Genomic DNA, 21,899 nt, shown 5'->3' with positions numbered 1-21,899 from the left:
GGAGCGGGAGAAGAGTCTCGAACTCTCGACCTCAACCTTGGCAAGGTTGCGCTCTACCAACTGAGCTACTCCCGCTTCGTCTTTCATTCTGTTGCGTTGTTGTCGCAACAGGCAGGCATTATAGAGATTCTATTCTGTACGTCAAGGATGCCCATGAAACAAATTAAATCGCTCCCGCCTTCTCCTTGATCAGGGGCCAGGCGCGGCGCAAATAGTAGAACATCGACCACACCGTCAGCACGCCCGCCACCCACAGCAGGTACTCGCCCCAGAAGTGGATGTCTATGCCGAACAGGCGGTCGTGGAACAGCAGCATCGGGATCGCCGTCATCTGGGCCGCGGTCTTGATCTTGCCCAGCGAGCTGACCGCCACCGAGCGCGTGGCGCCGATCTGGGCCATCCATTCGCGCAGCGCCGAGATGGTGATCTCGCGGCCGATGATGATGCCGGCGATGATCGCGTCCACCCGGTCGAGCTGGACCAGCACCAGCAGCGCGCCGGCCACCATCAGCTTGTCCGCGACCGGGTCGAGGAAGGCGCCGAAGGCCGAGGTTTCATTCCAGCGGCGGGCCAGGAAACCGTCGAACCAGTCGGTGATGGCGGCGACGATGAAGACGGCGGTGGCCGCCAGATTGCGCTCGTGGAGCGTCATCCAGTCAGTAGGAAGATAGAACAATCCGACAACGAGGGGAATGAGCGCGACGCGTAACCAGGTCAGGAGAATCGGTATATTGAAGGGCATGAGAGAGCTGATTACCGTGGAAAAATGCTTGGCCGTTAGTCTACATGGGTATGCTGGTTTGGGCCAGTTGACTCATCTGTATGCGACTGCGCGGAGCTTGCCGGCTCAACGGTTGGCGCTTGCTTCGGGTTGACCGCATGGAAATATCGATGCGGAACGGGTTGGTTGCGTGTTGGCTGAACGCGTGGACGGCCAGCCATCCACCCTACCGTCGACTGAACGTAGGGTGGGCGACCACATTCAATGCAACTGCCTGTAAATCTCTTCCGCCAACGCACTCGAAATTCCCTCGACCGTCATCAAGTCCTCCACACTGGCGTCGACCACCCCGCGCAGGCCACCAAAGCGCGCCAGCAGCCGCTGGCGGCGCTTGGCGCCGATGCCCTCGATCTCTTCCAGGCGCGAGGCCTGGCGTGCCTTGGCGCGCTTGGCGCGCATGCCGGTGATGGCGAAACGGTGCGCCTCGTCGCGGATCAGGGCCACCAGCATCAGCGCCGCCGATTCCTTGCCCAGCTCCTGCGCCGGCCTGCCATCGGCGAAGATCAAGGTCTCCAGGCCCACGCGCCGCCCTTCTCCCTTGGCCACGCCGACGATCATCGAGATGTCCAGGCCCAGTTCCGTAAATACCTGGCGCGCCATCTCCACTTGTCCCTTGCCGCCGTCGACCAGCACGATGTCGGGCATCACGCCCTCGCCGCCCGCCACTTTTTCATAGCGACGCGTCAGCACCTGGCGCATTGCGGCGTAATCGTCGCCCGGCGTGATGCCGTTGATGTTGAAGCGGCGATATTCTCCGTTCTGCATCTGGTGGTGGTGGAACACCACGCACGACGCCTGCGTCGCCTCGCCCGCCGTGTGGCTGATGTCGAAGCATTCGATGCGCAAGGCATCCAGGTCTTCGCTGTCGAGCTGCAAGGTGTCGGCCAACGCGCGGGTACGCGCCTGCTGCGAACCCTGCTCGGACAGCAGGCGCGCCAGCGCAATTTCTCCGCCCTTGCAGGCCATCTCGAGCCACTGGCGGCGCTGGCCGCCCGGCTGCAGCACCAGGCTGATGCGGTGGCCGCACTGCTCCTGCAAGGCCATGATCAGCTCGGGCTGGTCGAACTCGACGTTCATGATCAGCGTGCCCGGAATGAACTGGCCGGCATAGTGCTGGGCCAGGAAGGCGCACAGCACCTCGACTTCGATCGGGCATTCCCCCAGCGATTCGCCCACATGGCTCGGGAAGTAGGCGCGGTCGCCCAGGTGGCGCCCGCCACGCACCATGGCCAGGTTGACGCAGGCGCGCCCGCCCTGCACCACCACCGCGATGACGTCGACGTCGGCGTCGCCCGTCGTCTCCATGCTTTGCGCGTGCAGCACTTTCGACAGCGCCTGGATCTGGTTGCGCACCGACGCCGCCTGCTCGAACTTGAGCTCCATGGCGTAATCCTGCATCTTCTGCTCGAGGTCGGCCATCACTTCGCTCTGGCGTCCGCGCAGGAAACGCGCCGCGTTCTCGACGTCGAGCTTGTAGTCCTCCGGCGCGATCAGCTTCACGCAGGGCGCGCTGCAGCGGCCGATCTGGTGCAACAGGCACGGCCGCGTGCGGTTGGCATAGACGCTGTCCTCGCAGGTGCGCAGCCTGAACACGCGCTGCAGCAGCTGGATCGATTCCTTGGCCGCCCAGGCGCTGGGGAAAGGACCGAAATACTGGTTCTTCTTGTCCAGCGCGCCACGGTAATACGCCATGCGCGGCGCCTCGCCGCCTGTGATCTTGATATAGGGGTAAGACTTGTCGTCGCGGAACAGGATGTTGTAGCGCGGCTTGAGCGTCTTGATCAGGTTGTTTTCCAGGATCAGCGCTTCGGCCTCGCTGGAAACCACCGTCGTTTCCAGGCGCGCGATCTGCGACACCATCATCGCGATGCGCGGGCTCGACAGGTTTTTCTGGAAGTAGCTCGAGACGCGGTTCTTGAGGTTGCGCGCCTTGCCGACGTAGAGCACATTGTCGGCCGCATCGAAGTAGCGATAAACGCCGGGCAGCCCCGGCAGGCGGTTGACGACGGCCAGCACCTGCGCGCGCACGTCGGCCTCCACCTTCGGGCTCAGTTCGCGGTTGGCTTCGGCGCGCATTTCCTCGCGCGCGTCGGACAGGCGCTCGCGGCCGAGGCGCGCGGCCAGTTCGGGGGTGACGTCGACGGATGGATTACCAGCTGCTACGGGTTTTGCTTCGGACATTACTCTGCCAATGATGGTGATGCCAACGGCGCCTGGGTCACGATCACGAAGGCGACGCCGTAGTCGGCCTCGTCGCTGATCGTCACCTGGGCGCTGAGCCGGTGCTCGCGCATGAAGTCGCCAAGGGCGCCGCTGCAGACGATGACCGGCTTGCCGCTCGGGTCATTGAGCATCTGGGCGGAACGCCAGGTCATCGGCATGCGCATGCCCATGCCGATGGCTTTCGAGAACGCTTCCTTGGCCGAAAAACGGGTAGCCAAAAAGCGCAGGCCGCGCACCGCGTTCTTGGCGCTGCGGGCATGGTATTTTTCCAGCTCTTGCGGGCCGAGGATTTTCTCGGCGAAGCGCGGGCCGCTGCGCGCGAGGGCAGCCTCGACACGCGAGATCTGGACGATGTCGGTGCCGATGCCGTAGATCATCTCAGGCTCCGGCTTTCGGGGCGTAAGACACGCCCAGGCGCGCCGCGACCATGATCGCCTTCATCTCGCGCACCGCGTTTTCCCAGCCGGCGAACAGCGCATGCGCCACGATCGCGTGGCCAATGTTCAGCTCGTGCAGGTCGGGAATCGCCGCGATCGGCTGCACGTTCGTGTAGTGCAGGCCATGGCCGGCATTCACGCGCAGGCCGCGCTTGGCGCCTTCGTGCACGCCCAGCTTGATGCGTTCGAGCTCGTGCGCGACTTCACCGCCTTCGGCCTCGGCATAGCGGCCCGTGTGCAGCTCGATCACGGTGGCGCCGACGGCGGCGGCCGCTTCGATCTGGCGCGCATCGGCATCGATGAACAGCGAGACGCGGATGCCCTCTTGCTTCAACTGCTTCACGGCCGCCTCGACTTCGTTGTAGTAGCGCACCACGTCCAGGCCGCCCTCGGTCGTGACTTCCTCGCGCCGCTCCGGCACCAGGCACACGTCCTGCGGCTTCACCTGGCAGGCGAAGTCGATCATCTCACGGGTCACGGCCGCTTCCAGGTTCATGCGCGTCAAGAGCAGCGGACGCAGGGCCAGCACGTCGGCATCCTTGATGTGGCGGCGGTCTTCGCGCAGGTGCAGGGTGATCAGGTCGGCGCCCGCCTGCTCGGCCAGCAGCGCGGCGCGCAGCGGGTCCGGATACGTGGTACCGCGCGCATTGCGCACGGTGGCGATGTGGTCGATGTTCACGCCCAGGTCGATCACCTGGCCGGCGGGTTGCAGGAAGCTCATAGTGTTATTTTTACAATTGCATCAAGTCGATCAAAATCTGGCGGGTATTGAGCGGCTGTCCGCCCAGGTGGTGCGCCAGCAGGAAGCGCATCAATTGCTTGCTCTGCGCCTGGGTCGCCGGATCAGTATAGTCCTCGCGTTCCATGTCCAGCAGGGTCTTGCCCAATACGACGGGCCAGACTTCGCCGGCGCCCGCCGCGCGCGCGCCGCGCTCCGGATCGACCACGTAATCGCGGTCCGGCGCGACCGGGCCGCGGCTGCTCGTGCAGCGGCCGAGATCGGCTGCGACGCCTGTTTCCCTAAGTAAGGCTCTTTCGAATTTTCGCAAGACGATTTGCGCCGGTTCGCCGTGGGCCAGCTGGTTCAGGGTCGAGACGTAGTGGTCGAACAGGGCCGGATGGCGGTCGTCGCGCGCCAGCAGCTTTACCAATAATTCGTTCAGGTAGAAGCCACACAGCAGCGCGGTGCGTTCCAGCGGCAGCATGCCGCCCACCCACTCGGCATCGATCAGCGTGCGCAACTCGGACTTGCCGCTCCACGATACCGACAAGGGCTGGAAGGTCTGCAGCACGCCGCGCAGCTTGGAGAACGGGCGCTTGGCGCCCTTTGCCACCACCCCCACCCGGCCATGGTCGCGGGTGAACATGTCGATGATGAGGCTGGTTTCTTTGTAGGGATAGCTGTGCAGCACGAAGCCGGGCTGGCCGACGATGCGGCTGTCACGCGCTGGCGCGCGCGGACGCTTGCCCGCGGCCGGCGCGCCCTGCTCCGGCGCGTCGTCGATGAATTGGTCGTGGCTGGACATGCGCGCGGCTTGCGTCCCCTGCCCTTACTCGTAACCGTAAGCGCGCAGGCCCGCTTCGTTGTCGGCCCAGCCAGATTTGACCTTGACCCAGATTTCCAGATAGATCGGCCCGCCGAACAGCTTTTCCATGTCGAGGCGCGATTGCGTCGAAATCTCTTTCAGGCGCGCACCCTTGTCACCGATGATCATCGATTTATGAGTGTTGCGCTCGACCAGGATGGCGGCGAAGATGCGGCGCAGATTGCCTTCCTGTTCGAACTGTTCGATCACGACGGTGCTGGTGTACGGCAGTTCGTCGCCCAGCAGGCGGAACACTTTTTCACGCACGATCTCGGCCGCCAGGAATTTCTCGCTGCGGTCGGTGATGTCGTCCGGTCCGAAGACGGGTGGATTTTCCGGCAGATGGCGCTTGATCTCGGCTTCCAGCGCGTCGACCTGGAAGCGCAGCTTGGCCGAGACCGGCACGATGGCGGCGAAGTTGAACAGGGCCGAGATTTTTTGCGCAAACGGCATCAGGACCGCCTTGTCCTTCACGCGGTCCGATTTATTGATGACCAGGATCACCGGGACATTCTTTGGCAGCATGTCGAGCACCTGCTGGTCGGCCGGGCCGAAGGTGCCCGCTTCGACCAGGAACAGGATCGCGTCCGACGACGTCAGCGTGTTCGAGACGGTCTTGTTGAGCGTCTTGTTCAGCGCATTGGCGTGGCGGGTCTGGAAGCCCGGGGTGTCGACGTAGATGTATTGCGCGTCGTCGCGGGTCTGGATGCCGGTGATGCGGTGGCGCGTGGTCTGGGCCTTGCGCGACGTGATCGACACCTTGGCGCCGATCAGGACGTTCATCAGGGTCGACTTGCCGACGTTCGGGCGGCCGACGATGGCGATATAGCCGCAACGGAAATTGTCGGGAGTGGCGTTCATGCTTTTTCTGTTCCTGGTTGTGCTGCTTGGGCGTCCGATGTGGTTTCGCCCTGATTGGTACCGATGCCTGCCAGCTTCAGCTGGGGCGAGCGCTGCCGTGGCTTGCGCACGCCCGGGGTCTTGGTCAGCGCCTTCTGAGCCGCTTCGAGCGCCAGGCTGGCGGCGGCCTGCTCGGCCGCACGGCGGCTGCCGCCGCGGCCGAACACCTGCACGCTCAGCTTTGGCACCAGGCATTCGACCTCGAATTCCTGGCTGTGGGCGGCGCCGTGGGTGGCCACCACATTATAGGTCGGCAGCGCGATGCGCTTGGCCTGCAGGAATTCCTGCAGCAGCGTCTTGGCGTCCTTGCCGAGCGTGGCCGGATCGACCGTCTGCAGCAGCGGGATATAAAAGGCGCGGATCGTGTCGCGCGCGCTGTCGAAGCCGCCGTCGAGGAAGATCGCGCCGAGCAGCGCTTCCAGGGTGTCGGCCAAGATCGAGGGGCGGCGGAAACCGCCGGACTTGAGTTCGCCCTCGCCCAGGCGCAAAAATTGCGACAGGTCGAGCTTCTGGGCGATCTCGAACAGCGCCTGCTGCTTGACGAGGTTAGCGCGCAGGCGCGACAGGTCGCCCTCGTCGAGCTGGCTGAAACGTTCGTACAGCACCGAAGCGACGACGCAGTTGAGGACCGAATCGCCCAGGAATTCCAGGCGCTCGTTATGCAGACTGCTATGGCTACGGTGGGTCAGGGCTTGCTGCAGCAACCCGACTTCCCGGAACGTATACCCCAAGCGCGTTTGCAATAACTGAAGATTCATTGTTGATGTCATGTGCGTGGCCGGGCGGGCCACGGTGTTTCTATAAAGGCTTAACGGGCGGCGCTGTCGGCCTCGGCCACCACGCCGCTCGGGTCGGTGGTGCCGGCGAAGTCGATCAGCAGGCTGACGTTACCCATTAGCGGCAGCCGCTTTTCGTAGGCAAAGCTGATCTGCATCTCGTCGCCGTCGCGGCTGAAGACCAGATCCTGGCCGCGTACGGCCTCGACGTCGTTGACGCTGGTATGGCGGTTGAAGGCTTGCTGCATCTCGCGGATGCTGCCGCCGGTGCTCTTGACCTGGGCGATCCCGGACTTGATCGCGTTGTACTCGATATAGGCCGGAACCATGCGCATGGCAAAGATGCCGGCCACGCCGATGACGGCCAGCGCCCCGATCAGGCCGGACAGCGAGATACCGGCTTGCTTGTTCAACAGCTTCCTGCGATCCATGCGCGCCCCTTGTTATTGGATACCGCCGACACGTTTCGGATTGCTGAAGTTCATCCAGACCACGAAGGCCTTGCCGACGATATTGCGATCAGGCACGAAACCCCAGTAACGGCTGTCCGCGCTATTGTCGCGATTATCGCCCATCATGAAATACTGCCCTTCCGGCACCACGCAGGTGAACTTGTCGTAGGTGTATTCGCAATTTTCGCGCAGCGGGAAGTTTTCCACGCTGCCCAGGTCGATATTACGCTTGTCGGCCGTGTTCAGGATGCGGTGCTGGGTAAAGCCTCCCGGGCTCGGCAGTTTCTCGACGAACTGCTTGTGGTAGATCGGATGCTGGTCGTCCAGGTAGTCGTCCAGTGCCGTGTACTCGACCGGCTTGCCGTTGACCGTCAGGCGCTTGTCTTCGTAGGTGATTTTATCACCCGGCACGCCGACGACGCGCTTGATGTAATCCTGGTTCATGTCCTTTGGGTACTTGAACACCATCACGTCGCCGCGTTGGGGATTATTGATCTGGATGATTTTTTTATTCACGATCGGCAGGCGGATGCCATAGGTGTACTTGTTCACCAGGATGAAGTCGCCCACCAGCAGGGTCGGCACCATCGACGACGACGGGATCTTGAACGGTTCCCACAAGAAAGAGCGCAAGATAAACACCAGCGCGATCACCGGGAAGAAACTGCCCGAATATTCGATCCAGGTCGGCTGGCGCAGGTGGGCCTGCTCGATCGCCGCGCGATTGCCGTTATGGTCGACCTTGATCCCATCCGCGACCAGCTTGGCGTTGCGCGTATCGTACTCGCGCAGGGCGGCATCGGCGGCGCGGCGCCGTTGTTTCGCCAAATAGAATGTGTCCAGGCACCAGATGATGCCCGTGATCACCATCAAGACGAACAGGATCAGGGCAAAATTGCCCAGGATGGGTTGCAGGTTCATTATTTATCTTCCACCTGGAGAATGGCCAGGAAGGCTTCCTGTGGAATCTCCACCGAGCCGACCTGCTTCATGCGCTTCTTGCCGGCCTTTTGCTTCTCCAGCAGCTTTTTCTTACGCGAGATGTCGCCGCCATAGCACTTGGCCAGGACGTTCTTGCGCAGCGCCTTCACGTTTTCACGCGAGATGATGGTGGCGCCGATGGCGGCCTGGATCGCCACGTCGAACATCTGGCGCGGGATCAGTTCGCGCATCTTGGCCGCCACCTGGCGGCCGCGGTAAGGCGCGTTGGCGCGGTGGACGATGATGGCCAGGGCGTCGACTTTTTCGCTGTTGATCAGCATGTCGACCTTGACCACGTCGGCCGCGCGATTTTCCTTGAACTCGTAGTCCATCGAGGCATAGCCGCGCGAGGTCGACTTGAGGCGATCGAAGAAGTCCAGCACGATCTCGGCCATCGGGATCTCGTAGTGCAGTTTCACCTGGCGGCCGTGGTAGGCCATGTCCATCTGGATGCCGCGCTTGCCGTTACACAGGGTCATCACCGCACCGACGTACTCTTGCGGCATGTACAGGTTGACGTCGACGATCGGCTCACGCACTTCGTTGATCTTCGACGGTTCGGGCATCTTGGATGGATTGTCGACGCGGATCATGCTGCCATCGCGCATCTCGACCTCGTACACCACGGTCGGCGCCGTCGTGATCAGGTCCATGTCGAATTCACGCTCCAGGCGCTCTTGCACGATCTCCATGTGCAGCAGGCCCAGGAAACCGCAGCGGAAGCCAAAGCCCAGCGCCTGCGACACTTCAGGCTCGTACATCAGGGCGGCGTCGTTCAGCTTCAGCTTTTCCAGCGAGTCGCGCAGCGCATCGTACTGGTTCGCCTCGACCGGGAACAGGCCGGCGAACACCTGCGGCTGGACTTCCTTGAAGCCTGGCAGCGGTGCTGGCGCCGGACGGCTGGCCAGGGTCACGGTGTCGCCCACGCGGGCGGCGGTCAGTTCCTTGATGCCGGCGATGATGAAGCCCACCTGGCCGGCGGTCAGCTGTGGCAGCGACACCGAACGCGGGGTGAATACGCCGATGTTTTCCACCAGGTTCACCGACTCGGTGGCCATCAGGAGGATTTTTTCTTTCGGACGCAGGGTGCCGTTGACCACGCGCACCAGCATCACGACGCCGACATACGGGTCGTACCAGGAGTCGACGATCAAGGCCTGCAGCGGCGCGTCCGGGTCGCCCTTCGGCGGCGGCACCTTGGCGATCAGGGTTTCCAGCACGTCTTCCACGCCCAGGCCGGTCTTGGCCGAGCACACGGTGGCATCGGACGCGTCGATGCCGATCACGTCCTCGATCTCTTTCTTGGCGTTGTCCGGGTCGGCGTGCGGCAAGTCGATCTTGTTCAGGATCGGCACCACTTCCACGCCCAGGTCGAGCGCGGTGTAGCAGTTGGCGACCGTCTGCGCTTCCACGCCCTGCGAGGCGTCGACCACCAGCAGCGCGCCTTCGCAGGCCGACAGCGAGCGGCTCACTTCGTACGAGAAGTCGACGTGGCCCGGGGTGTCGATCAGGTTCAGGTTATACACCTGGCCGTCGCGCGCCTTGTACGACAGCGCCGCGGTCTGGGCCTTGATGGTGATGCCGCGCTCGCGCTCCAGGTCCATCGAATCGAGCACTTGCGCGTCCATTTCGCGGTCCGACAGGCCGCCGCACAGCTGGATGATGCGGTCTGCCAGGGTCGATTTGCCATGGTCGATGTGGGCGATGATGGAGAAGTTACGTATGTTGTTCATTAACAAAGCTCAAAACCAGAAAGGCCGCTAAAGGCGGCGACTACGACGAAATATGGCGCACTGCGTTGCAGGACGAACGGGCCGCGCAATACGAAAAAGCGCTGCGTCGGGGGCCGTGCCGGTCCCCAGGCGAGCGCCTTGGAATTCTTGGAAGGTCATACATCACCGCTCCGACCCGGCATTTTACCGGATTTCGAGCCAGAAAGGCCGGTTTCCAGAGGGTGGCTCAGGACGCATGCCGGGCCAGGTAGGCCCGCACCGCCGCCTCGTCCAGGAAGTAATGACATAGCTCGGGCTGGGCCGGGTCGCCATATAGCACCGGCACCAGCTCGTCGAACCGCGCCACCAGCGCCGGGTCGGCGTCGACGTCCAGTACGGCGACGTCGAACGGCTGCCCGGGCGGCTCGAGCGCGCGCAGCGCCGCCAGCATGTCCTCGCACAGGTGGCACCAGCTGCGCGAATACAGGACGAACCTTGGCCCGAACCGCGTCGGCATACTCCCCTGCTGCGTCACTGGCGCGGCTTGAGCGTGATGTACTGCGAGGTGTCCTCGCGCTGCACCAGCAGGGCCACCGCCTTCGACTTGTCGTGCTTGGCCAGCAAGGCCTTGAACTGCTCGACGCTGGTGATCGGCGTGTTGTTCCACTGCAGGATCATATCGCCGGGCTGGATGCCGGCGCTGGCGGCCGGGCCCTGCGCCTCCTCGACCAGCAGGCCGTGGTCGATGCCCAGCTCCTTGCGCTCGGCGGCCGGAATGTTCGACAGTTGCAGGCCCAGCGCGTCCGGGGCAATGGCCGGCGCCGGTTTCTTGGGTTGCTGGCGCCCCTGGGCCGGACGCTCCTCTTGCAGCTCGACGATGGTGACCGGCACCTCGACCTGGGCGCCGCGGCGCCAGACGGTGACGCTGGCGCGGCTGCCGACCTTGGAGGCGCCCACCAGGCGCGGCAGGTCGGTGGTCGACTCGATCGGCTGCTTGTTGAAGGCCAGGATGATGTCGCCGACCTTGATGCCCGCCTTCTCGGCCGGGCCGCCCGGTTCGACCATCGAGACTTCGGCGCCGCGCGCCTTGCCCAGGCCCAGCGATTCGGCCACGTCGCGCGTGACTTCGCTGATCTGCACGCCCAGGCGGCCGCGGGTGACCTTGCCGGTGGCCTTGAGCTGGTCCGAGACGCGGAGAACCTCGTCGATCGGCACCGCGAACGAGATGCCGTTATAGGCGCCCGACAGCGTCGCGATCTGCGAATTGATGCCGATGACTTCGCCGCGCAGATTGATCAGGGGGCCGCCCGAATTGCCGGGATTGACCGCCACGTCGCTCTGGATCAAGGGCAGGTATTCGCCGGTATCGCGCGACTTGGCCGAGATGATGCCGGCGGTGACGGTATTCTCGAGGCCGAACGGCGAACCGATGGCGAGCACCCACTCGCCGACCCGGATCTTGCTGGAGTCGCCGGTGCGCAGGTAAGGTAAATTGGTCGCGCCCAGCTTCAGGACCGCGACGTCGGAGCGGCGGTCGGCGCCCAGCACCTTGGCCTTGAACTCCCGGCGGTCGGAGAGGGTGACCGTGACTTCGTCGGCGCCCTCGACCACGTGGGCATTGGTCAGCACGAAGCCGTCGGCCGAGATGATGAAGCCGGAGCCCACGCCGCGCTGCACTTCGCGTTCTTCTTCCTGCGGCTGCGGGCCACGCCGGCCGCCGCCGCGCGGCGCCATCTGGCCGCCGAAGAAGCGGCGCAGGAATTCCTGCATTTCTTCCTCGCCCGGCGCGCCGCCGCGGGTGCGCACGCGCTCGGTGGTGCGGATATTGACGACGGCCGGCCCCACTTTTTCGATGACGTCGGTGAAGTCAGGCAAACCGGAGACGGTCGGGGTGGGGACGGGGGCAGCGGCGTGGACGGGTTGGATGTATGCCGTGGCGCCGGACACGAGCAGCGCCGACAGGAGCAGGCTGGCAGTTTTACTGGTCATGGATTCGCTATCGAATGGCTAAGATTGACTGAATGGTAAGCCAAATTATGCGCTTTGTCGCGCCATGCCAGCCGCGTATCGCCTACGTCCGACGGAGGAGAGATGAAATTTAAGCCTGGGATAAGGATGGCAGACCGGGAAGTCAGGAAGATGCGGTCTTGGCGAGCACCGCCGCCAGGCCGGTGGCCTCGGGCGCGACGGCCGCACGGCGCAGCGGCGGCGGCTCGCTGGCGAGGCGTTCGGCCAGGCGCGCGCGGAATTCGGGTGACAGCACCGGCGCGGCCGTGTCGCGCAGCGCGTCGCCGATCAGGTGATACAGATCCCAGGCCTGGCGGCCGTCGGTATCCTGCAGCGCGGCCAATGCCAGTTCCAGATCGGCTTCGGGCAAGGCGCCGTCTTTCAGGGCAGAAATCTGCTCGCGTAATTTTCTATTGGTGTCCATCGGTGGTTCCATCGACGTCGGTAGTGTTCAATATTTGCTGTGTTCGTACGATCCCGCTACCTACCGACGTTTGTCAACCGGGAAATCGAGTAAAGGGCGTAATTTCTCGGCTATGACTTCGCGCGCGCGGAAAATCCGGCTACGCACCGTACCTATTGGACAGGCCATCACTTCAGAGATTTCCTCATAACTGAGCCCTTCGATTTCGCGCAAGACGATCGCCGTGCGCAGCTCGAGCGGCAATGCTTCCATGGCCGCGTTGACTGTGTGGGCAATCTGCTTACTGGCGAGCATGGATTCCGGTGTATTAATGTCGCGCAAGCTGTCTGCATCATCGAATCCTTCGGCGCGTTCGGCATCCGTCTCGGTCGAGGTCGGTGCGCGCCTTCCCTGGGTGACTAGAAAATTCTTGGCAGTGTTGATTCCTATTCGATAAAGCCACGTATAAAAAGCCGAATCCCCGCGAAAATGGCGCAGGGCCCGGTATGCTTTGATGAAGGTCTCTTGCACCACGTCTTCGGCTTCGGCCGGATCGTGGACGAGACGCGACACCAGGCGCATCAGGCGACGTTGGTACTTGGAGACAAGCAAATCGAAAGCCCCCTGGTCCCCCGCCTGGACGCGCTCTACCAGCAACTGATCACACTCGCGTTCTGTCGTCACGGACCATGCCCCATTGGCGACCCTCTCGCGAGGAGCACCGATTTACTCGTGCAGCGTAAATCGGTACATCCTTAAGAGTTGGCCCCCTGCAATAAGTTCACACTGTTTTGTATCGATATTGTTGCAACCCCATTGGCCAAGGCACGCACGGCCACCGCCAGCGCGCGGTACTGGCCGGCGCCGACGGCGTCTGGCAGCAGCACCAGTGGCCAGGTCGCGCCGTCCTCGGCGCGCAGGCGCAGCAAGATGCAGCACGGCCAGACCGTGGCGCCGGGAAGCAGCGTCATGGCTGGGCCCGGCCCCGGGATCCCGGCCGCCGGCCCGCCTTCCCCCAACTCCTGTTGTACCGTCAGGCGTAGCTGCCCAACTCCAGAAATATCAATTCGGCGCACCGTTGCAATCGAGTGCAAAATCGCCGTGGAATGTGTGAGGCAGCGGGCCAGCGACAGCGCAGCCAGCAGCGGCGCGCATGCGACAGCACCGCCGAATGCGAAGCGTTCAGGCAGCAGCAGGCCCACGGCCAGGGCGGCCGCGCACAGGCACGCGCAGAAGACGGCAACCAGGCAGCGCAGGCGACGCGACGGCGCGATGACGGCGGACACCGCAAGCGACATGGAACAAAGGATGAGGGACAGGATGGCGGGCGGAGGAGGATCCTCTACCGCCAGCACCGGCCGGCCGCCACGAACGGGCGGCAGGCCGGGCTGTTGGAAGCGCCCATCCCGTTAGACCGGGATGGGGCGAAGTGGTTCAGACTTTGGCGAAGATCAGCGTACCGTTGGTGCCGCCGAAACCGAAGGAGTTCTTCACCGCGTAGTCGATCTGCATCTCGCGCGCCGTGTTGGCGCAGAAGTCCAGGTCGCACTCGGGATCCTGGTTGAAGATGTTGATCGTCGGTGGCGACACCTGGTTGTGGATCGCCAGCACGGTAAACACCGATTCCAGCCCGCCGGCGCCACCGAGCAGGTGACCGGTCATCGACTTGGTCGAGTTCACGACCAGGTTCTTGGCATGGTCGCCGAACACGCGCTTGATGCCCTGCACTTCAGCCTTGTCGCCCAGCGGGGTCGAGGTGCCGTGCGCATTCACGTACTGCACCTGATCGACGTTGATGCCGGCGTTGTTGAACGCATTGACCATGCAACGCGCCGCACCAGCACCATCCTCGACCGGCGAGGTGATGTGGTAGGCATCCGCGCTCATGCCGAAGCCAATGACTTCAGCATAGATCTTGGCGCCACGCGCAACGGCGTGTTCGTATTCTTCGAGCACCATGACACCGGCGCCCTCGCCCAGCACGAAGCCGTCGCGGTCGCGGTCCCATGGACGCGAAGCGGTCGCCGGATCGTCGTTGCGGGTCGACAGCGCGCGTGCCGAGGCGAAACCGCCCAGGCCCAGCGGCGACACGGTCGATTCGGCGCCGCCCGCGATCATCACGTCGGCATCGCCGTACTCGATCAGGCGCGCTGCCGCGCCGATGCTGTGCAGGCCGGTGGTGCAGGCGGTGACGATGGCCAGGTTCGGGCCGCGCAGGCCGAACTTGATCGAGAGATCGCCCGAAATCATATTGATGATCGATGCCGGCACGAAGAACGGCGAGATGCGGCGTGCGCCGCGGTTCGCGTATTCTTCCTTGGTCGCTTCGATCATCGGCAGGCCGCCGATGCCCGAACCGATCACCACGCCGATGCGGTCCGCGTTCTCTTCGGTGACTTCCAGGCCCGAATCCTGCAGGGCCTGGATGCCGGCTGCCATGCCGAAATGGATAAACGTATCCATGTGGCGGCCTTCCTTGCCCGGCAGGTAGTCTTCGACGTTGAAGTTCTTGACCTCACCAGCGAAGTGGGTCGTGAATGGCGCTGCATCAAACTTGGTGATGCTGGCAATGCCCGACTTGCCGGCCAGTGCCGCATCCCAGGTCTCGGCAACGGTGTTACCGATCGGTGAGATGCAGCCCAGGCCGGTGACGACGACACGGCGGTTGCGTGAACGACTCAAGCGATTCTCCCAAAAACTGTAAAGCGACTACTTAGGCCTTGACGTGCGCGGTTGCGTAGTCGATGGCTTGCTTGACGGTGGTGATTTTCTCAGCCTGCTCGTCAGGGATTTCCATTTCGAACTCGTCTTCCAGTGCCATCACCAGTTCAACGGTGTCCAGCGAGTCAGCGCCGAGGTCGTCAACGAACGAGGAATCGATTTTGATGTCTGCTTCTGCAACGCCCAGTTGTTCAGCGACGATTTTTTTAACGCGTTGTTCGATATCCGACATGTTGTAGCTCCATTAAGGTATGTGTTGCGGAAAGTGCGCGCATTTTATCAGGTTTGCGACCCGAAAAACTATTTTCGGCGACTGCGGCTAATTCGCCGGAAAGTCCTGCTAAAAGTCGAGATTGCGTCCCAATCGGGCCCGGCTCGCCGGGGCCGACTGGGACGCCGTCTTTATCAATTTATTACTTTACTGATTAATTCATATACATGCCGCCATTCACGTGCAACTCGGTGCCCGTGATGTAGGCGGCCTGCGGACCGGCAAGGAAGGCCACCGCATGGGCGATGTCTTCCGGCTGACCCAGGCGGCCCAGCGGAATCTGGGTCAGCAGGGCCTCATGCTGGCCTTCGCCCAAGGCCTTGGTCATATCGGTGTCGATGAAGCCCGGGGCCACGCAGTTGACAGTGATGTTGCGGCTGCCGATCTCGCGCGCCAGCGCGCGGGTCATGCCGGCCACACCGGCCTTGGCGGCGGCGTAGTTCATCTGGCCCGGGTTGCCGGCCGCGCCGACCACCGAGGTGATGCTGATGATGCGGCCGGCCTTGGCCTTCATCATGCCGCGCAACACCAGGCGCGACAGGCGGCCGACGGCGGTGAGATTGGTGGCGATCACGCTGTCGAACTCGTCATCTTTCATGCGCATGGCCAGGTTGTCCTGGGTGATGCCGGCATTATTGACCAGGATAGCCAGGCTGCCGTAGCCCTTCTGCACTTCGTCCACGACCTGTGCGCAGCGCGCCGCGTCGAGCACGTTCAGGACCACGCCCTTGCCGCCGAATTCACCCAGGTAGTCGGAGATCGCCTGGGCGCCCGATTCGCTGGTGGCGGTGCCGACGACCTTCGCGCCCTGGCGCGCCAGTTCCAGCGCGATGGCCTTGCCGATGCCGCGCGATGCGCCGGTGACGAGCGCGACTTGGTTCTGCAGATTCATAGGTTTCCTTTATCTTTTATTCGGAGATCGACGCCAGCACGCGCTCCAGCGCAGCCTGGTCGACCAGCGCTTCGCCGACGAGGTTCGCGTCGATGCGCTTGGCCATGCCGATCAGGGTCTTGCTTGGTGCGCATTCGATGACCTGGGTCACACCGTCAGCTGCCATCTTCTGCATGGTCTCGACCCAGCGCACCGGACCGGCGGCCTGGCGCACCAGCGCGTCCTTGATCTGCTCAGGATCGCTCAGCACGGCGACGTCGACGTTGTTGATGACGTCAATTCGCGGAGCGGCAAACTTCAGCTCCGACATATAAGTACGCAGGCGGTCGGATGCCGGTTTCAGGAGGGACGAGTGGAATGGCGCCGACACCGCCAGCTTCATGGCGCGCTTGGCGCCCTTGGCCTTGGCGATCTCGCAGGCGCGCTCGACGGCAGCCGTATGACCGGCAATCACGATCTGGGTCGGCTCGTTGAAGTTGACGGCTTCGACCACCTCGCCCTGCGCCGCTTCGACGCAGACTGCGCGCACGTCGTCGGCCGACAGGCCGAGGATGACGGCCATGCCGCCCTGCCCGACCGGCACCGCGTCCTGCATCGATTGCGCGCGGAAGCGCACCAGCGGCACGGCGTCGGCGAACGGGATCACGCCAGCCGCCACCAGGGCCGAATATTCTCCCAGGCTATGGCCTGCGACCACATTCGGCACCGGGCCGCCGGCCGCGATCCAGGCGCGGTAGACGGCGACCGCGGCGGTCAGCATGACCGGCTGGGTATTGGTGGTCAGGTCCAGGTCTTCCTTCGGACCTTCGGCGATCAGACGCTTGAGGTCGAAGCCCAGGGCGTCGGACGCTTCTTGCACCGTCTGGTCGACGACCGGGTTGCCGGCGTAACCGTTCAGCATGCCCACTGCCTGGGCGCCTTGTCCGGTGAACAGGAATGCGAATTTGCTCATCGTTGTTTTCCGTAGTTTTGTTGTTCTTGGAGGCTAATCCCGGCGCTTACATGCGCGCCAGCACCGCGCCCCAGGTAAAGCCGCCGCCCACGCCTTCCATCAGCACGTTCTGGCCCGGCTTGATGCGGCCGTCGCGCACCGCCTGGTCGAGCGCCAGTGGGATCGAGGCGGCCGAGGTATTGCCGTGTTCGTTGACGGTGACGACCATCTTCTCGAGCGGCAGGCCGAGTTTCTTGGCGGTGCCGTTCATGATGCGGATATTGGCCTGGTGCGGCACCAGCCAGTCGACTTCGGTTGCGGACACGCCGGCGTGATCGAGCACCTCATGCGCGACTTTTTCCAGCACCGACACCGCCAGCTTGAACACCGCCGGACCGTCCATGTGCAGGAAGCCGCTGCCGGCGACCGCGCCATTGGCCAGGTTGCCCGGGATCGACAGGATGTCGGCATGGCTGCCGTCGGCGTGCAACTTGGCGCCCAGGATGCCCGGCTCGTTCGAGGCTTCGAGCAGCACGGCGCCGGCGCCGTCGCCGAACAGCACGCACGTGGTGCGGTCGTTGAAGTCGACGATGCGCGAGAACACCTCGGAGCCGATCACGAGCACCCGCTTGTGGTTGCCGGCGCGGATGAAGGCGTCGGCGGTCGAGACCGCGTACACGAAGCCGCTGCAGACGGCGGCCACGTCGAAGGCGGCGCTGCCGTTGGCCATGCCCAGCTTTTGCTGGACGATGCAAGCCGTGCTCGGGAAGCTGCCGTGGAAATCGGGGGTGGAACTGGCGACGATCACCAGGTCGACGTCGGCCGGGGTCTTGCCGGCCATCTCCAGCGCCTTGCGGGCGGCGTGCGCGGCCAGGTCGGACGACAGTTCGTCGGCCGCGGCATAGTGACGCGCCTCGATGCCGCTGCGGGTGACGATCCACTCGTGCGAGGTCTCGACGCCCTTCTCCGCAAGCTGGGCCGCCAGCTGTTCGTTGCTGACGCGGTTGGCTGGCAGATAGCTGCCGGTGCCGGTGATTTTGCTATACATGGTCATTGCTTCACCATCCTGCTGGGTTATTGTGCCTGGCGCTGGCCGTCCTGCACGGGCGCCGCAGCGGCAGCCTGCACGCTGGCCGGAGCCGTTACCGGGGAGCTGGGCATCAGTTCGGCGATCAGGGCCGACAGGTGCTCTTGCACATTATTGTGCGCGGCATCGTAGGCGCGCTTGATCGCCCACTCGAAGGCATAGGCATTGGCGCCGCCGTGGCTCTTGAAGACCAGGCCTTTCAGACCCAGCAAGCCGGCGCCATTGTAGCGTTCCGGATTGAGCTTCTTGAGCGACTTGCGCGCCAGCAGCGCACCCAGCATCGACAGGATGCTTTCCTTGAACACGCTCTTGACGAAGCGCGACATGCCTTCGATCGTTTTCAGGGTGACATTGCCGACGAAACCGTCGCAGACGACGACGTCGACCGTGCCCTTGAAGATGTCATTGCCTTCGACATTGCCAAAGAAGTTCAGTTTGCCACGTTCGGCATCGGCGCGCAGCAGCACGCCGGTGGCTTTCACCACCTCGTTGCCCTTGATGTCTTCGGTGCCGACGTTGAGCAGGCCGATGGTCGGGCGCGGAATGCCCTCGATCGCCGAACACAGCACCGACCCCATGATGGCGAACTGGTGCAGGTGATCGGGCTCGCAGTCGACGTTGGCGCCCAGGTCGAGGATATAGGTCGGGGCGCCCTTCTGGTTCGGGATGATCGAGCAGATCGCCGGGCGATCGACGCCGGCCATGGTCTTGAGCACGTAGCGCGACACGGCCATCAGGGCGCCGGTATTGCCGGCCGAGACGCAGGCGTGGGCGCTGCCGTCCTTCACCAGCTCGATCGCCACGCGCATCGACGAATCCTTCTTGCGGCGCAGGGCCACTTCGACCGGATCGTCCATCTCGACGACTTCGGAGGCGTGCTTGACGGTCAGGCGCGGGTTATTGTCCGCGTGATGCTTCTTGAGTTCTGCGCGCAGCACATCCTCGACGCCCACGAGCACGAGCTCGGCGTCAGCTTGCTTTTTGAGGAAGGAGATGGCTGCCGGAATGGTAACTGAGGGGCCGTGATCGCCGCCCATGCAGTCAATGGATATTTTAATTGTCATTTGTTGGAGATGCCGCGGCTCACACAGGACGGGCGGCCAGAGGGGATCGGGGCGTGGCGCACATGCGCACGGGATCCAGGCTGTTCAACATGACGGTGCCAGGAGCGTCGGGACGAACTCCCAGGATGCAGCCGGTTACTGAGCAGATGCCAAAGAAAAAGCGGCGCCACGCAGATAACATACGTTGCGCCGCTTTCATGATACTAAAAGCCAGAACGTCGATTACTCGTCGTTCTTGGTCTTCAGGACCTTGCGACCACGGTAGAAACCGTTTGGCGAGATGTGGTGACGCAGGTGGGTTTCACCAGTGGTCGGCTCGACTGCCAGATTAGGGGCGGTCAGGAAGTCGTGCGAACGGTGCATGCCGCGCTTCGATGGGGATTTCTTATTCTGCTGAACAGCCATGATAACTCCTAGTACAAAGTTCTAAAATTTTAACACAATCGATATGCAAAAAGGATGCAAGTCGAGTATCTCGGCGGCAAGCCCCAAGGACTGCCGACATGTTGAACGCTGCTACAACTACCGCGAATGCCATACTCGATTGCACGCGTTTGACACGTTTTTTTGCAGAATTTGGACGACATTGTTTCTACGCTGCCGCCACCGTACTGCGAATCCTGTGCTGCTGATTTTTCCTGCTATTTCTTCTTAGTCCGTCTTCAGGTTCTTGAGGGCGGCGAAAGGCGACACTTTATCGGTTTTCAGGCCATCGAGCAAGCCCGTATCCGGACAAACATCATGCCGTGGCGACTGCGGCAAGGCCAGCAGGGCCTCATCCTCGAGCAACTGGCGGATGTCGCAGCTGCGGCTGCCGACGATCACGTCGATGCTTTCGTCGTCGAGGATTTCCTCGATTCCATCGGCATCCTCGTCGTTCTCACCCAGCACCAGCATGGTCGACGAATCGATCTCGTAGTCCAGAGGCTGCAGGCAACGCTGGCAGACCAGCTTGACGTGACCGGCGACCGCAAGGGTCAGCGACGGATAGCCGTGGCGGGTCTTGCCGCCCTGGATCGACCAGTTGATGTCGCCGCTCTTTTCCACGCTTTCGGCGGCCAGACGGGTCATCTCGATCAGGGGCGTAGCGCCTTCACGATGGCCGTCGCTCTTGCAAAACTCGAAGGCGTCGATGACAAAAGCGCTCATTTAGAAAGTTACCCCGGAAAACCTGCGATAATAGCAGGCTTTTCGCGGCAGCGTCAAAAAAACCGTCGCATTCCCGCGTCGTATTCTCATCAAACTGCGCCATGAAACCTTTGCCTTCGCTCATTCTCGCCTCGAGTTCCGCCTATCGCCGCGAGCTGTTGCAACGCCTGGGCCTGCCCTTCGAGGCCGTCGCGCCCGACATCGACGAGACAGCGCTGGATGGCGAAACGCCGCAAGCCACCGCCCTGCGCCTGGCGCGCGCGAAGGCGCAGGCCGTTGCGCGGCTTCACCCCGGCGCGCTGGTGATTGGCTCCGACCAGGTCGCCACCCTGGACGGGCTGCAGATCGGCAAGCCGGGTGACCATGCGCGCGCCCTGGCCCAGCTGCAACTGATGCGCGGTCGCGAAGTCGTGTTTCATACCGCCCTATGCCTGTGGGACGGGCGCGTTGCCGACCCGGACCAGGCCGCGCAGGTGGAGAATGTGCAGGTGCGCGTCGCTTTCCGCGACCTGCCCGACCATGAACTCGACGCCTACCTGCGCATCGAGCAACCGTATGACTGCGCCGGCAGCGCCAAGAACGAAGGGCTGGGCATCGCCCTGCTCGAACGCATCCAATCGAACGACCCCACCGCCCTCACCGGCCTGCCGCTGATCGCCCTCACCGGGATGCTGCGCAAGGCCGGCGTCCAGTTCTTCAGCAACTGAGCGGCACCCGACTGATAGAATTCGCACCATGCCCGGCACCCTGTACCTGATCCCGAATACCCTCGGCCCGACCGACGCCACCTCTGGCGCCCTGAATGCCCTGCTGCCAACCCAGGTGCAGGCACTCACGAGCAAGCTCGACTACTTCGTGGCGGAAAACGCCAAGACCGCGCGCGCCTTCCTGAAACTGATTGCGATCGATCACCCGCTGGCCAAGCCGCTGCAGGAAATCGAGATCGCGGAACTGAACGTGAACACGCCGCCGGCGGCGCTGGCGCAACTGCTGGCGCCGCTGCTGGCGGGCCGCGACGCGGGCCTGGTGTCGGAAGCCGGCGTGCCGGCCGTGGCCGACCCTGGCGCCGACCTGGTGCGCCTGGCCCACCAGCACGGCATCGCGGTGCGTCCGCTGGTCGGACCGTCGTCGCTGCTGCTGGCCGTGATGGCGAGCGGCCTGAACGGCCAGAGCTTCGCCTTCAACGGCTACCTGCCGACCGATGCGGCGCAGCGCACCAAGCGCATCCAGGACCTGGAAAAGCGTTCGCGCAACGAGCGCCAGACCCAGTTGCTGATCGAGACACCTTATCGCAACGGCGCCATGCTCGAGGCGCTGGCGAGCGCTTGCCAGCCAGGCACCCTGATCTGCGTAGCGACCGACCTGTCGCTGCCGACCGAATCGGTGCGCACCTTGACGGCGGCACAGTGGAAGGCGGCGCTGGCGGCCAATAAAGGGCCGGACTTCCACAAGAAGCCAACCGTGTTCCTGTTGCTTGGTCAGTAAGCCCGGCAGAACCTTTGCGCCAGTATGCAGTGGCTGCCGCG

25 protein-coding genes and 1 tRNA gene are annotated in these 21,899 nt (G+C 63.4%); 2 read left to right on the top strand and 24 right to left on the bottom strand.

The window, feature by feature from the left end:
- Positions 1 to 2: 2 nt before the first annotated feature.
- The 24 genes from AC3A6F_RS07765 to AC3A6F_RS07650 form a co-directional block, all read right to left on the bottom strand.
- A tRNA-Gly gene (locus tag AC3A6F_RS07765) sits at positions 3 to 75 on the bottom strand.
- A gap of 88 nt (positions 76 to 163) precedes the next feature.
- Positions 164 to 742, bottom strand: a complete 579-nt coding sequence (gene pgsA, locus AC3A6F_RS07760) for a CDP-diacylglycerol--glycerol-3-phosphate 3-phosphatidyltransferase (protein WP_487679486.1) — start codon at positions 740 to 742, stop codon at positions 164 to 166.
- A gap of 240 nt (positions 743 to 982) precedes the next feature.
- Positions 983 to 2,857 carry an excinuclease ABC subunit UvrC gene (gene uvrC / locus AC3A6F_RS07755; RefSeq protein ID WP_487679663.1) on the bottom strand — a complete coding sequence of 625 codons (1,875 nt, stop codon included), beginning with the start codon at positions 2,855 to 2,857 and terminating at the stop codon, positions 983 to 985.
- A 104-nt stretch (positions 2,858 to 2,961) separates the two neighbouring features.
- A complete protein-coding gene (acpS, locus tag AC3A6F_RS07750) occupies positions 2,962 to 3,381 on the bottom strand; it encodes a holo-ACP synthase (protein ID WP_123067615.1) in 420 nt (139 codons plus the stop codon).
- Between the two features lies 1 nt (position 3,382).
- A complete protein-coding gene (gene pdxJ / locus AC3A6F_RS07745; RefSeq protein WP_487679484.1) occupies positions 3,383 to 4,162 on the bottom strand; it encodes a pyridoxine 5'-phosphate synthase in 780 nt (259 codons plus the stop codon).
- A gap of 10 nt (positions 4,163 to 4,172) precedes the next feature.
- On the bottom strand, positions 4,173 to 4,967 hold the full coding sequence (gene recO, locus AC3A6F_RS07740) for a DNA repair protein RecO (protein WP_487679482.1): 795 nt from the start codon (positions 4,965 to 4,967) through the stop codon (positions 4,173 to 4,175).
- Between the two features lie 24 nt (positions 4,968 to 4,991).
- Complete coding sequence (gene era / locus AC3A6F_RS07735) at positions 4,992 to 5,888, bottom strand: GTPase Era (protein ID WP_487679480.1); 897 nt, start codon at positions 5,886 to 5,888, stop codon at positions 4,992 to 4,994.
- On the bottom strand, positions 5,885 to 6,631 hold the full coding sequence (gene rnc / locus AC3A6F_RS07730) for a ribonuclease III (RefSeq protein ID WP_487679479.1): 747 nt from the start codon (positions 6,629 to 6,631) through the stop codon (positions 5,885 to 5,887). The genes era and rnc overlap by 4 nt, the downstream gene beginning before the upstream one ends.
- Before the next feature lie 104 nt (positions 6,632 to 6,735).
- Positions 6,736 to 7,134, bottom strand: a complete 399-nt coding sequence (locus AC3A6F_RS07725; protein WP_487679477.1) for a DUF4845 domain-containing protein — start codon at positions 7,132 to 7,134, stop codon at positions 6,736 to 6,738.
- A 12-nt stretch (positions 7,135 to 7,146) separates the two neighbouring features.
- Entirely contained in the window at positions 7,147 to 8,076 is a 930-nt protein-coding gene (gene lepB, locus AC3A6F_RS07720; RefSeq protein WP_487679475.1) for a signal peptidase I, read from the bottom strand.
- Positions 8,076 to 9,869 (bottom strand): translation elongation factor 4, encoded by a 1,794-nt coding sequence (gene lepA / locus AC3A6F_RS07715; protein ID WP_320475093.1) that lies wholly within the window; start codon positions 9,867 to 9,869, stop codon positions 8,076 to 8,078. Before lepA ends, lepB begins: the two co-directional genes overlap by 1 nt.
- A 226-nt stretch (positions 9,870 to 10,095) precedes the next feature.
- Positions 10,096 to 10,365 carry a glutaredoxin family protein gene (locus AC3A6F_RS07710; protein WP_487679473.1) on the bottom strand — a complete coding sequence of 90 codons (270 nt, stop codon included), beginning with the start codon at positions 10,363 to 10,365 and terminating at the stop codon, positions 10,096 to 10,098.
- A 14-nt stretch (positions 10,366 to 10,379) separates the two neighbouring features.
- Complete coding sequence (locus AC3A6F_RS07705; RefSeq protein ID WP_487679471.1) at positions 10,380 to 11,837, bottom strand: DegQ family serine endoprotease; 1,458 nt, start codon at positions 11,835 to 11,837, stop codon at positions 10,380 to 10,382.
- 142 nt (positions 11,838 to 11,979) lie between these two features.
- Entirely contained in the window at positions 11,980 to 12,279 is a 300-nt protein-coding gene (locus AC3A6F_RS07700) for a sigma-E factor negative regulatory protein (protein ID WP_487679469.1), read from the bottom strand.
- A gap of 60 nt (positions 12,280 to 12,339) precedes the next feature.
- A complete protein-coding gene (gene rpoE, locus AC3A6F_RS07695; protein ID WP_040776532.1) occupies positions 12,340 to 12,942 on the bottom strand; it encodes an RNA polymerase sigma factor RpoE in 603 nt (200 codons plus the stop codon).
- A 71-nt stretch (positions 12,943 to 13,013) separates the two neighbouring features.
- Positions 13,014 to 13,613, bottom strand: coding sequence for a protein YgfX (locus AC3A6F_RS07690; RefSeq protein ID WP_487679466.1), 600 nt, complete (start codon positions 13,611 to 13,613; stop codon positions 13,014 to 13,016).
- A 79-nt stretch (positions 13,614 to 13,692) separates the two neighbouring features.
- The gene (fabF, locus tag AC3A6F_RS07685) at positions 13,693 to 14,940 is read right to left on the bottom strand and encodes a beta-ketoacyl-ACP synthase II (RefSeq protein WP_320475098.1); all 1,248 of its coding nucleotides are present in this window, start codon (positions 14,938 to 14,940) and stop codon (positions 13,693 to 13,695) included.
- 31 nt (positions 14,941 to 14,971) lie between these two features.
- Complete coding sequence (gene acpP / locus AC3A6F_RS07680; protein ID WP_005666812.1) at positions 14,972 to 15,211, bottom strand: acyl carrier protein; 240 nt, start codon at positions 15,209 to 15,211, stop codon at positions 14,972 to 14,974.
- 193 nt (positions 15,212 to 15,404) lie between these two features.
- Complete coding sequence (fabG, locus tag AC3A6F_RS07675) at positions 15,405 to 16,142, bottom strand: 3-oxoacyl-ACP reductase FabG (protein WP_487679463.1); 738 nt, start codon at positions 16,140 to 16,142, stop codon at positions 15,405 to 15,407.
- A 16-nt stretch (positions 16,143 to 16,158) separates the two neighbouring features.
- Positions 16,159 to 17,094 (bottom strand): ACP S-malonyltransferase, encoded by a 936-nt coding sequence (gene fabD / locus AC3A6F_RS07670; protein ID WP_487679461.1) that lies wholly within the window; start codon positions 17,092 to 17,094, stop codon positions 16,159 to 16,161.
- Between the two features lie 46 nt (positions 17,095 to 17,140).
- Positions 17,141 to 18,127: a beta-ketoacyl-ACP synthase III gene (locus tag AC3A6F_RS07665; protein WP_487679459.1), complete on the bottom strand. Its 987-nt coding sequence runs from the start codon at positions 18,125 to 18,127 to the stop codon at positions 17,141 to 17,143.
- Between the two features lie 20 nt (positions 18,128 to 18,147).
- Entirely contained in the window at positions 18,148 to 19,224 is a 1,077-nt protein-coding gene (plsX, locus tag AC3A6F_RS07660; protein ID WP_487679457.1) for a phosphate acyltransferase PlsX, read from the bottom strand.
- 222 nt (positions 19,225 to 19,446) lie between these two features.
- Positions 19,447 to 19,629, bottom strand: coding sequence for a 50S ribosomal protein L32 (gene rpmF / locus AC3A6F_RS07655; RefSeq protein WP_005666806.1), 183 nt, complete (start codon positions 19,627 to 19,629; stop codon positions 19,447 to 19,449).
- 246 nt (positions 19,630 to 19,875) lie between these two features.
- Positions 19,876 to 20,373, bottom strand: coding sequence for a YceD family protein (locus tag AC3A6F_RS07650; protein ID WP_487679454.1), 498 nt, complete (start codon positions 20,371 to 20,373; stop codon positions 19,876 to 19,878).
- Positions 20,374 to 20,474: 101 nt separating this feature from the next.
- Here AC3A6F_RS07650 and AC3A6F_RS07645 point away from each other — a divergent pair, with 101 nt between their 5' ends.
- On the top strand, positions 20,475 to 21,080 hold the full coding sequence (locus AC3A6F_RS07645) for a Maf-like protein (RefSeq protein ID WP_487679452.1): 606 nt from the start codon (positions 20,475 to 20,477) through the stop codon (positions 21,078 to 21,080).
- A gap of 28 nt (positions 21,081 to 21,108) precedes the next feature.
- Positions 21,109 to 21,858, top strand: coding sequence for an SAM-dependent methyltransferase (locus AC3A6F_RS07640; RefSeq protein WP_487679450.1), 750 nt, complete (start codon positions 21,109 to 21,111; stop codon positions 21,856 to 21,858).
- The last annotated feature ends 41 nt before the right edge of the window (positions 21,859 to 21,899 follow it).

This window comes from Massilia sp. Soil_C_3, from assembly GCF_057657035.1.
The sequence above is the reverse complement of the archived record's forward strand: the minus strand, read 5'-3'. Positions and strand labels throughout refer to the sequence as shown.

Excerpts from the sequence above, each read along its gene's own strand:
- pgsA (WP_487679486.1), bottom strand. The coding sequence starts at position 742 with ATGCCCTTCAATATACCGATTCTCCTGACCTGGTTACGCGTCGCGCTC.
- uvrC (WP_487679663.1), bottom strand. The coding sequence starts at position 2,857 with ATGCGCGCCGAAGCCAACCGCGAACTGAGCCCGAAGGTGGAGGCCGAC.
- acpS (WP_123067615.1), bottom strand. The coding sequence starts at position 3,381 with ATGATCTACGGCATCGGCACCGACATCGTCCAGATCTCGCGTGTCGAG.
- pdxJ (WP_487679484.1), bottom strand. The coding sequence starts at position 4,162 with ATGAGCTTCCTGCAACCCGCCGGCCAGGTGATCGACCTGGGCGTGAAC.
- recO (WP_487679482.1), bottom strand. The coding sequence starts at position 4,967 with ATGTCCAGCCACGACCAATTCATCGACGACGCGCCGGAGCAGGGCGCG.
- era (WP_487679480.1), bottom strand. The coding sequence starts at position 5,888 with ATGAACGCCACTCCCGACAATTTCCGTTGCGGCTATATCGCCATCGTC.
- AC3A6F_RS07725 (WP_487679477.1), bottom strand. The coding sequence starts at position 7,134 with ATGGATCGCAGGAAGCTGTTGAACAAGCAAGCCGGTATCTCGCTGTCC.
- lepB (WP_487679475.1), bottom strand. The coding sequence starts at position 8,076 with ATGAACCTGCAACCCATCCTGGGCAATTTTGCCCTGATCCTGTTCGTC.
- lepA (WP_320475093.1), bottom strand. The coding sequence starts at position 9,869 with ATGAACAACATACGTAACTTCTCCATCATCGCCCACATCGACCATGGC.
- AC3A6F_RS07710 (WP_487679473.1), bottom strand. The coding sequence starts at position 10,365 with ATGCCGACGCGGTTCGGGCCAAGGTTCGTCCTGTATTCGCGCAGCTGG.
- AC3A6F_RS07705 (WP_487679471.1), bottom strand. The coding sequence starts at position 11,837 with ATGACCAGTAAAACTGCCAGCCTGCTCCTGTCGGCGCTGCTCGTGTCC.
- AC3A6F_RS07700 (WP_487679469.1), bottom strand. The coding sequence starts at position 12,279 with ATGGACACCAATAGAAAATTACGCGAGCAGATTTCTGCCCTGAAAGAC.
- acpP (WP_005666812.1), bottom strand. The coding sequence starts at position 15,211 with ATGTCGGATATCGAACAACGCGTTAAAAAAATCGTCGCTGAACAACTG.
- fabG (WP_487679463.1), bottom strand. The coding sequence starts at position 16,142 with ATGAATCTGCAGAACCAAGTCGCGCTCGTCACCGGCGCATCGCGCGGC.
- fabD (WP_487679461.1), bottom strand. The coding sequence starts at position 17,094 with ATGAGCAAATTCGCATTCCTGTTCACCGGACAAGGCGCCCAGGCAGTG.
- AC3A6F_RS07665 (WP_487679459.1), bottom strand. The coding sequence starts at position 18,127 with ATGACCATGTATAGCAAAATCACCGGCACCGGCAGCTATCTGCCAGCC.
- plsX (WP_487679457.1), bottom strand. The coding sequence starts at position 19,224 with ATGACAATTAAAATATCCATTGACTGCATGGGCGGCGATCACGGCCCC.
- rpmF (WP_005666806.1), bottom strand. The coding sequence starts at position 19,629 with ATGGCTGTTCAGCAGAATAAGAAATCCCCATCGAAGCGCGGCATGCAC.
- AC3A6F_RS07650 (WP_487679454.1), bottom strand. The coding sequence starts at position 20,373 with ATGAGCGCTTTTGTCATCGACGCCTTCGAGTTTTGCAAGAGCGACGGC.
- AC3A6F_RS07645 (WP_487679452.1), top strand. The coding sequence starts at position 20,475 with ATGAAACCTTTGCCTTCGCTCATTCTCGCCTCGAGTTCCGCCTATCGC.
- AC3A6F_RS07640 (WP_487679450.1), top strand. The coding sequence starts at position 21,109 with ATGCCCGGCACCCTGTACCTGATCCCGAATACCCTCGGCCCGACCGAC.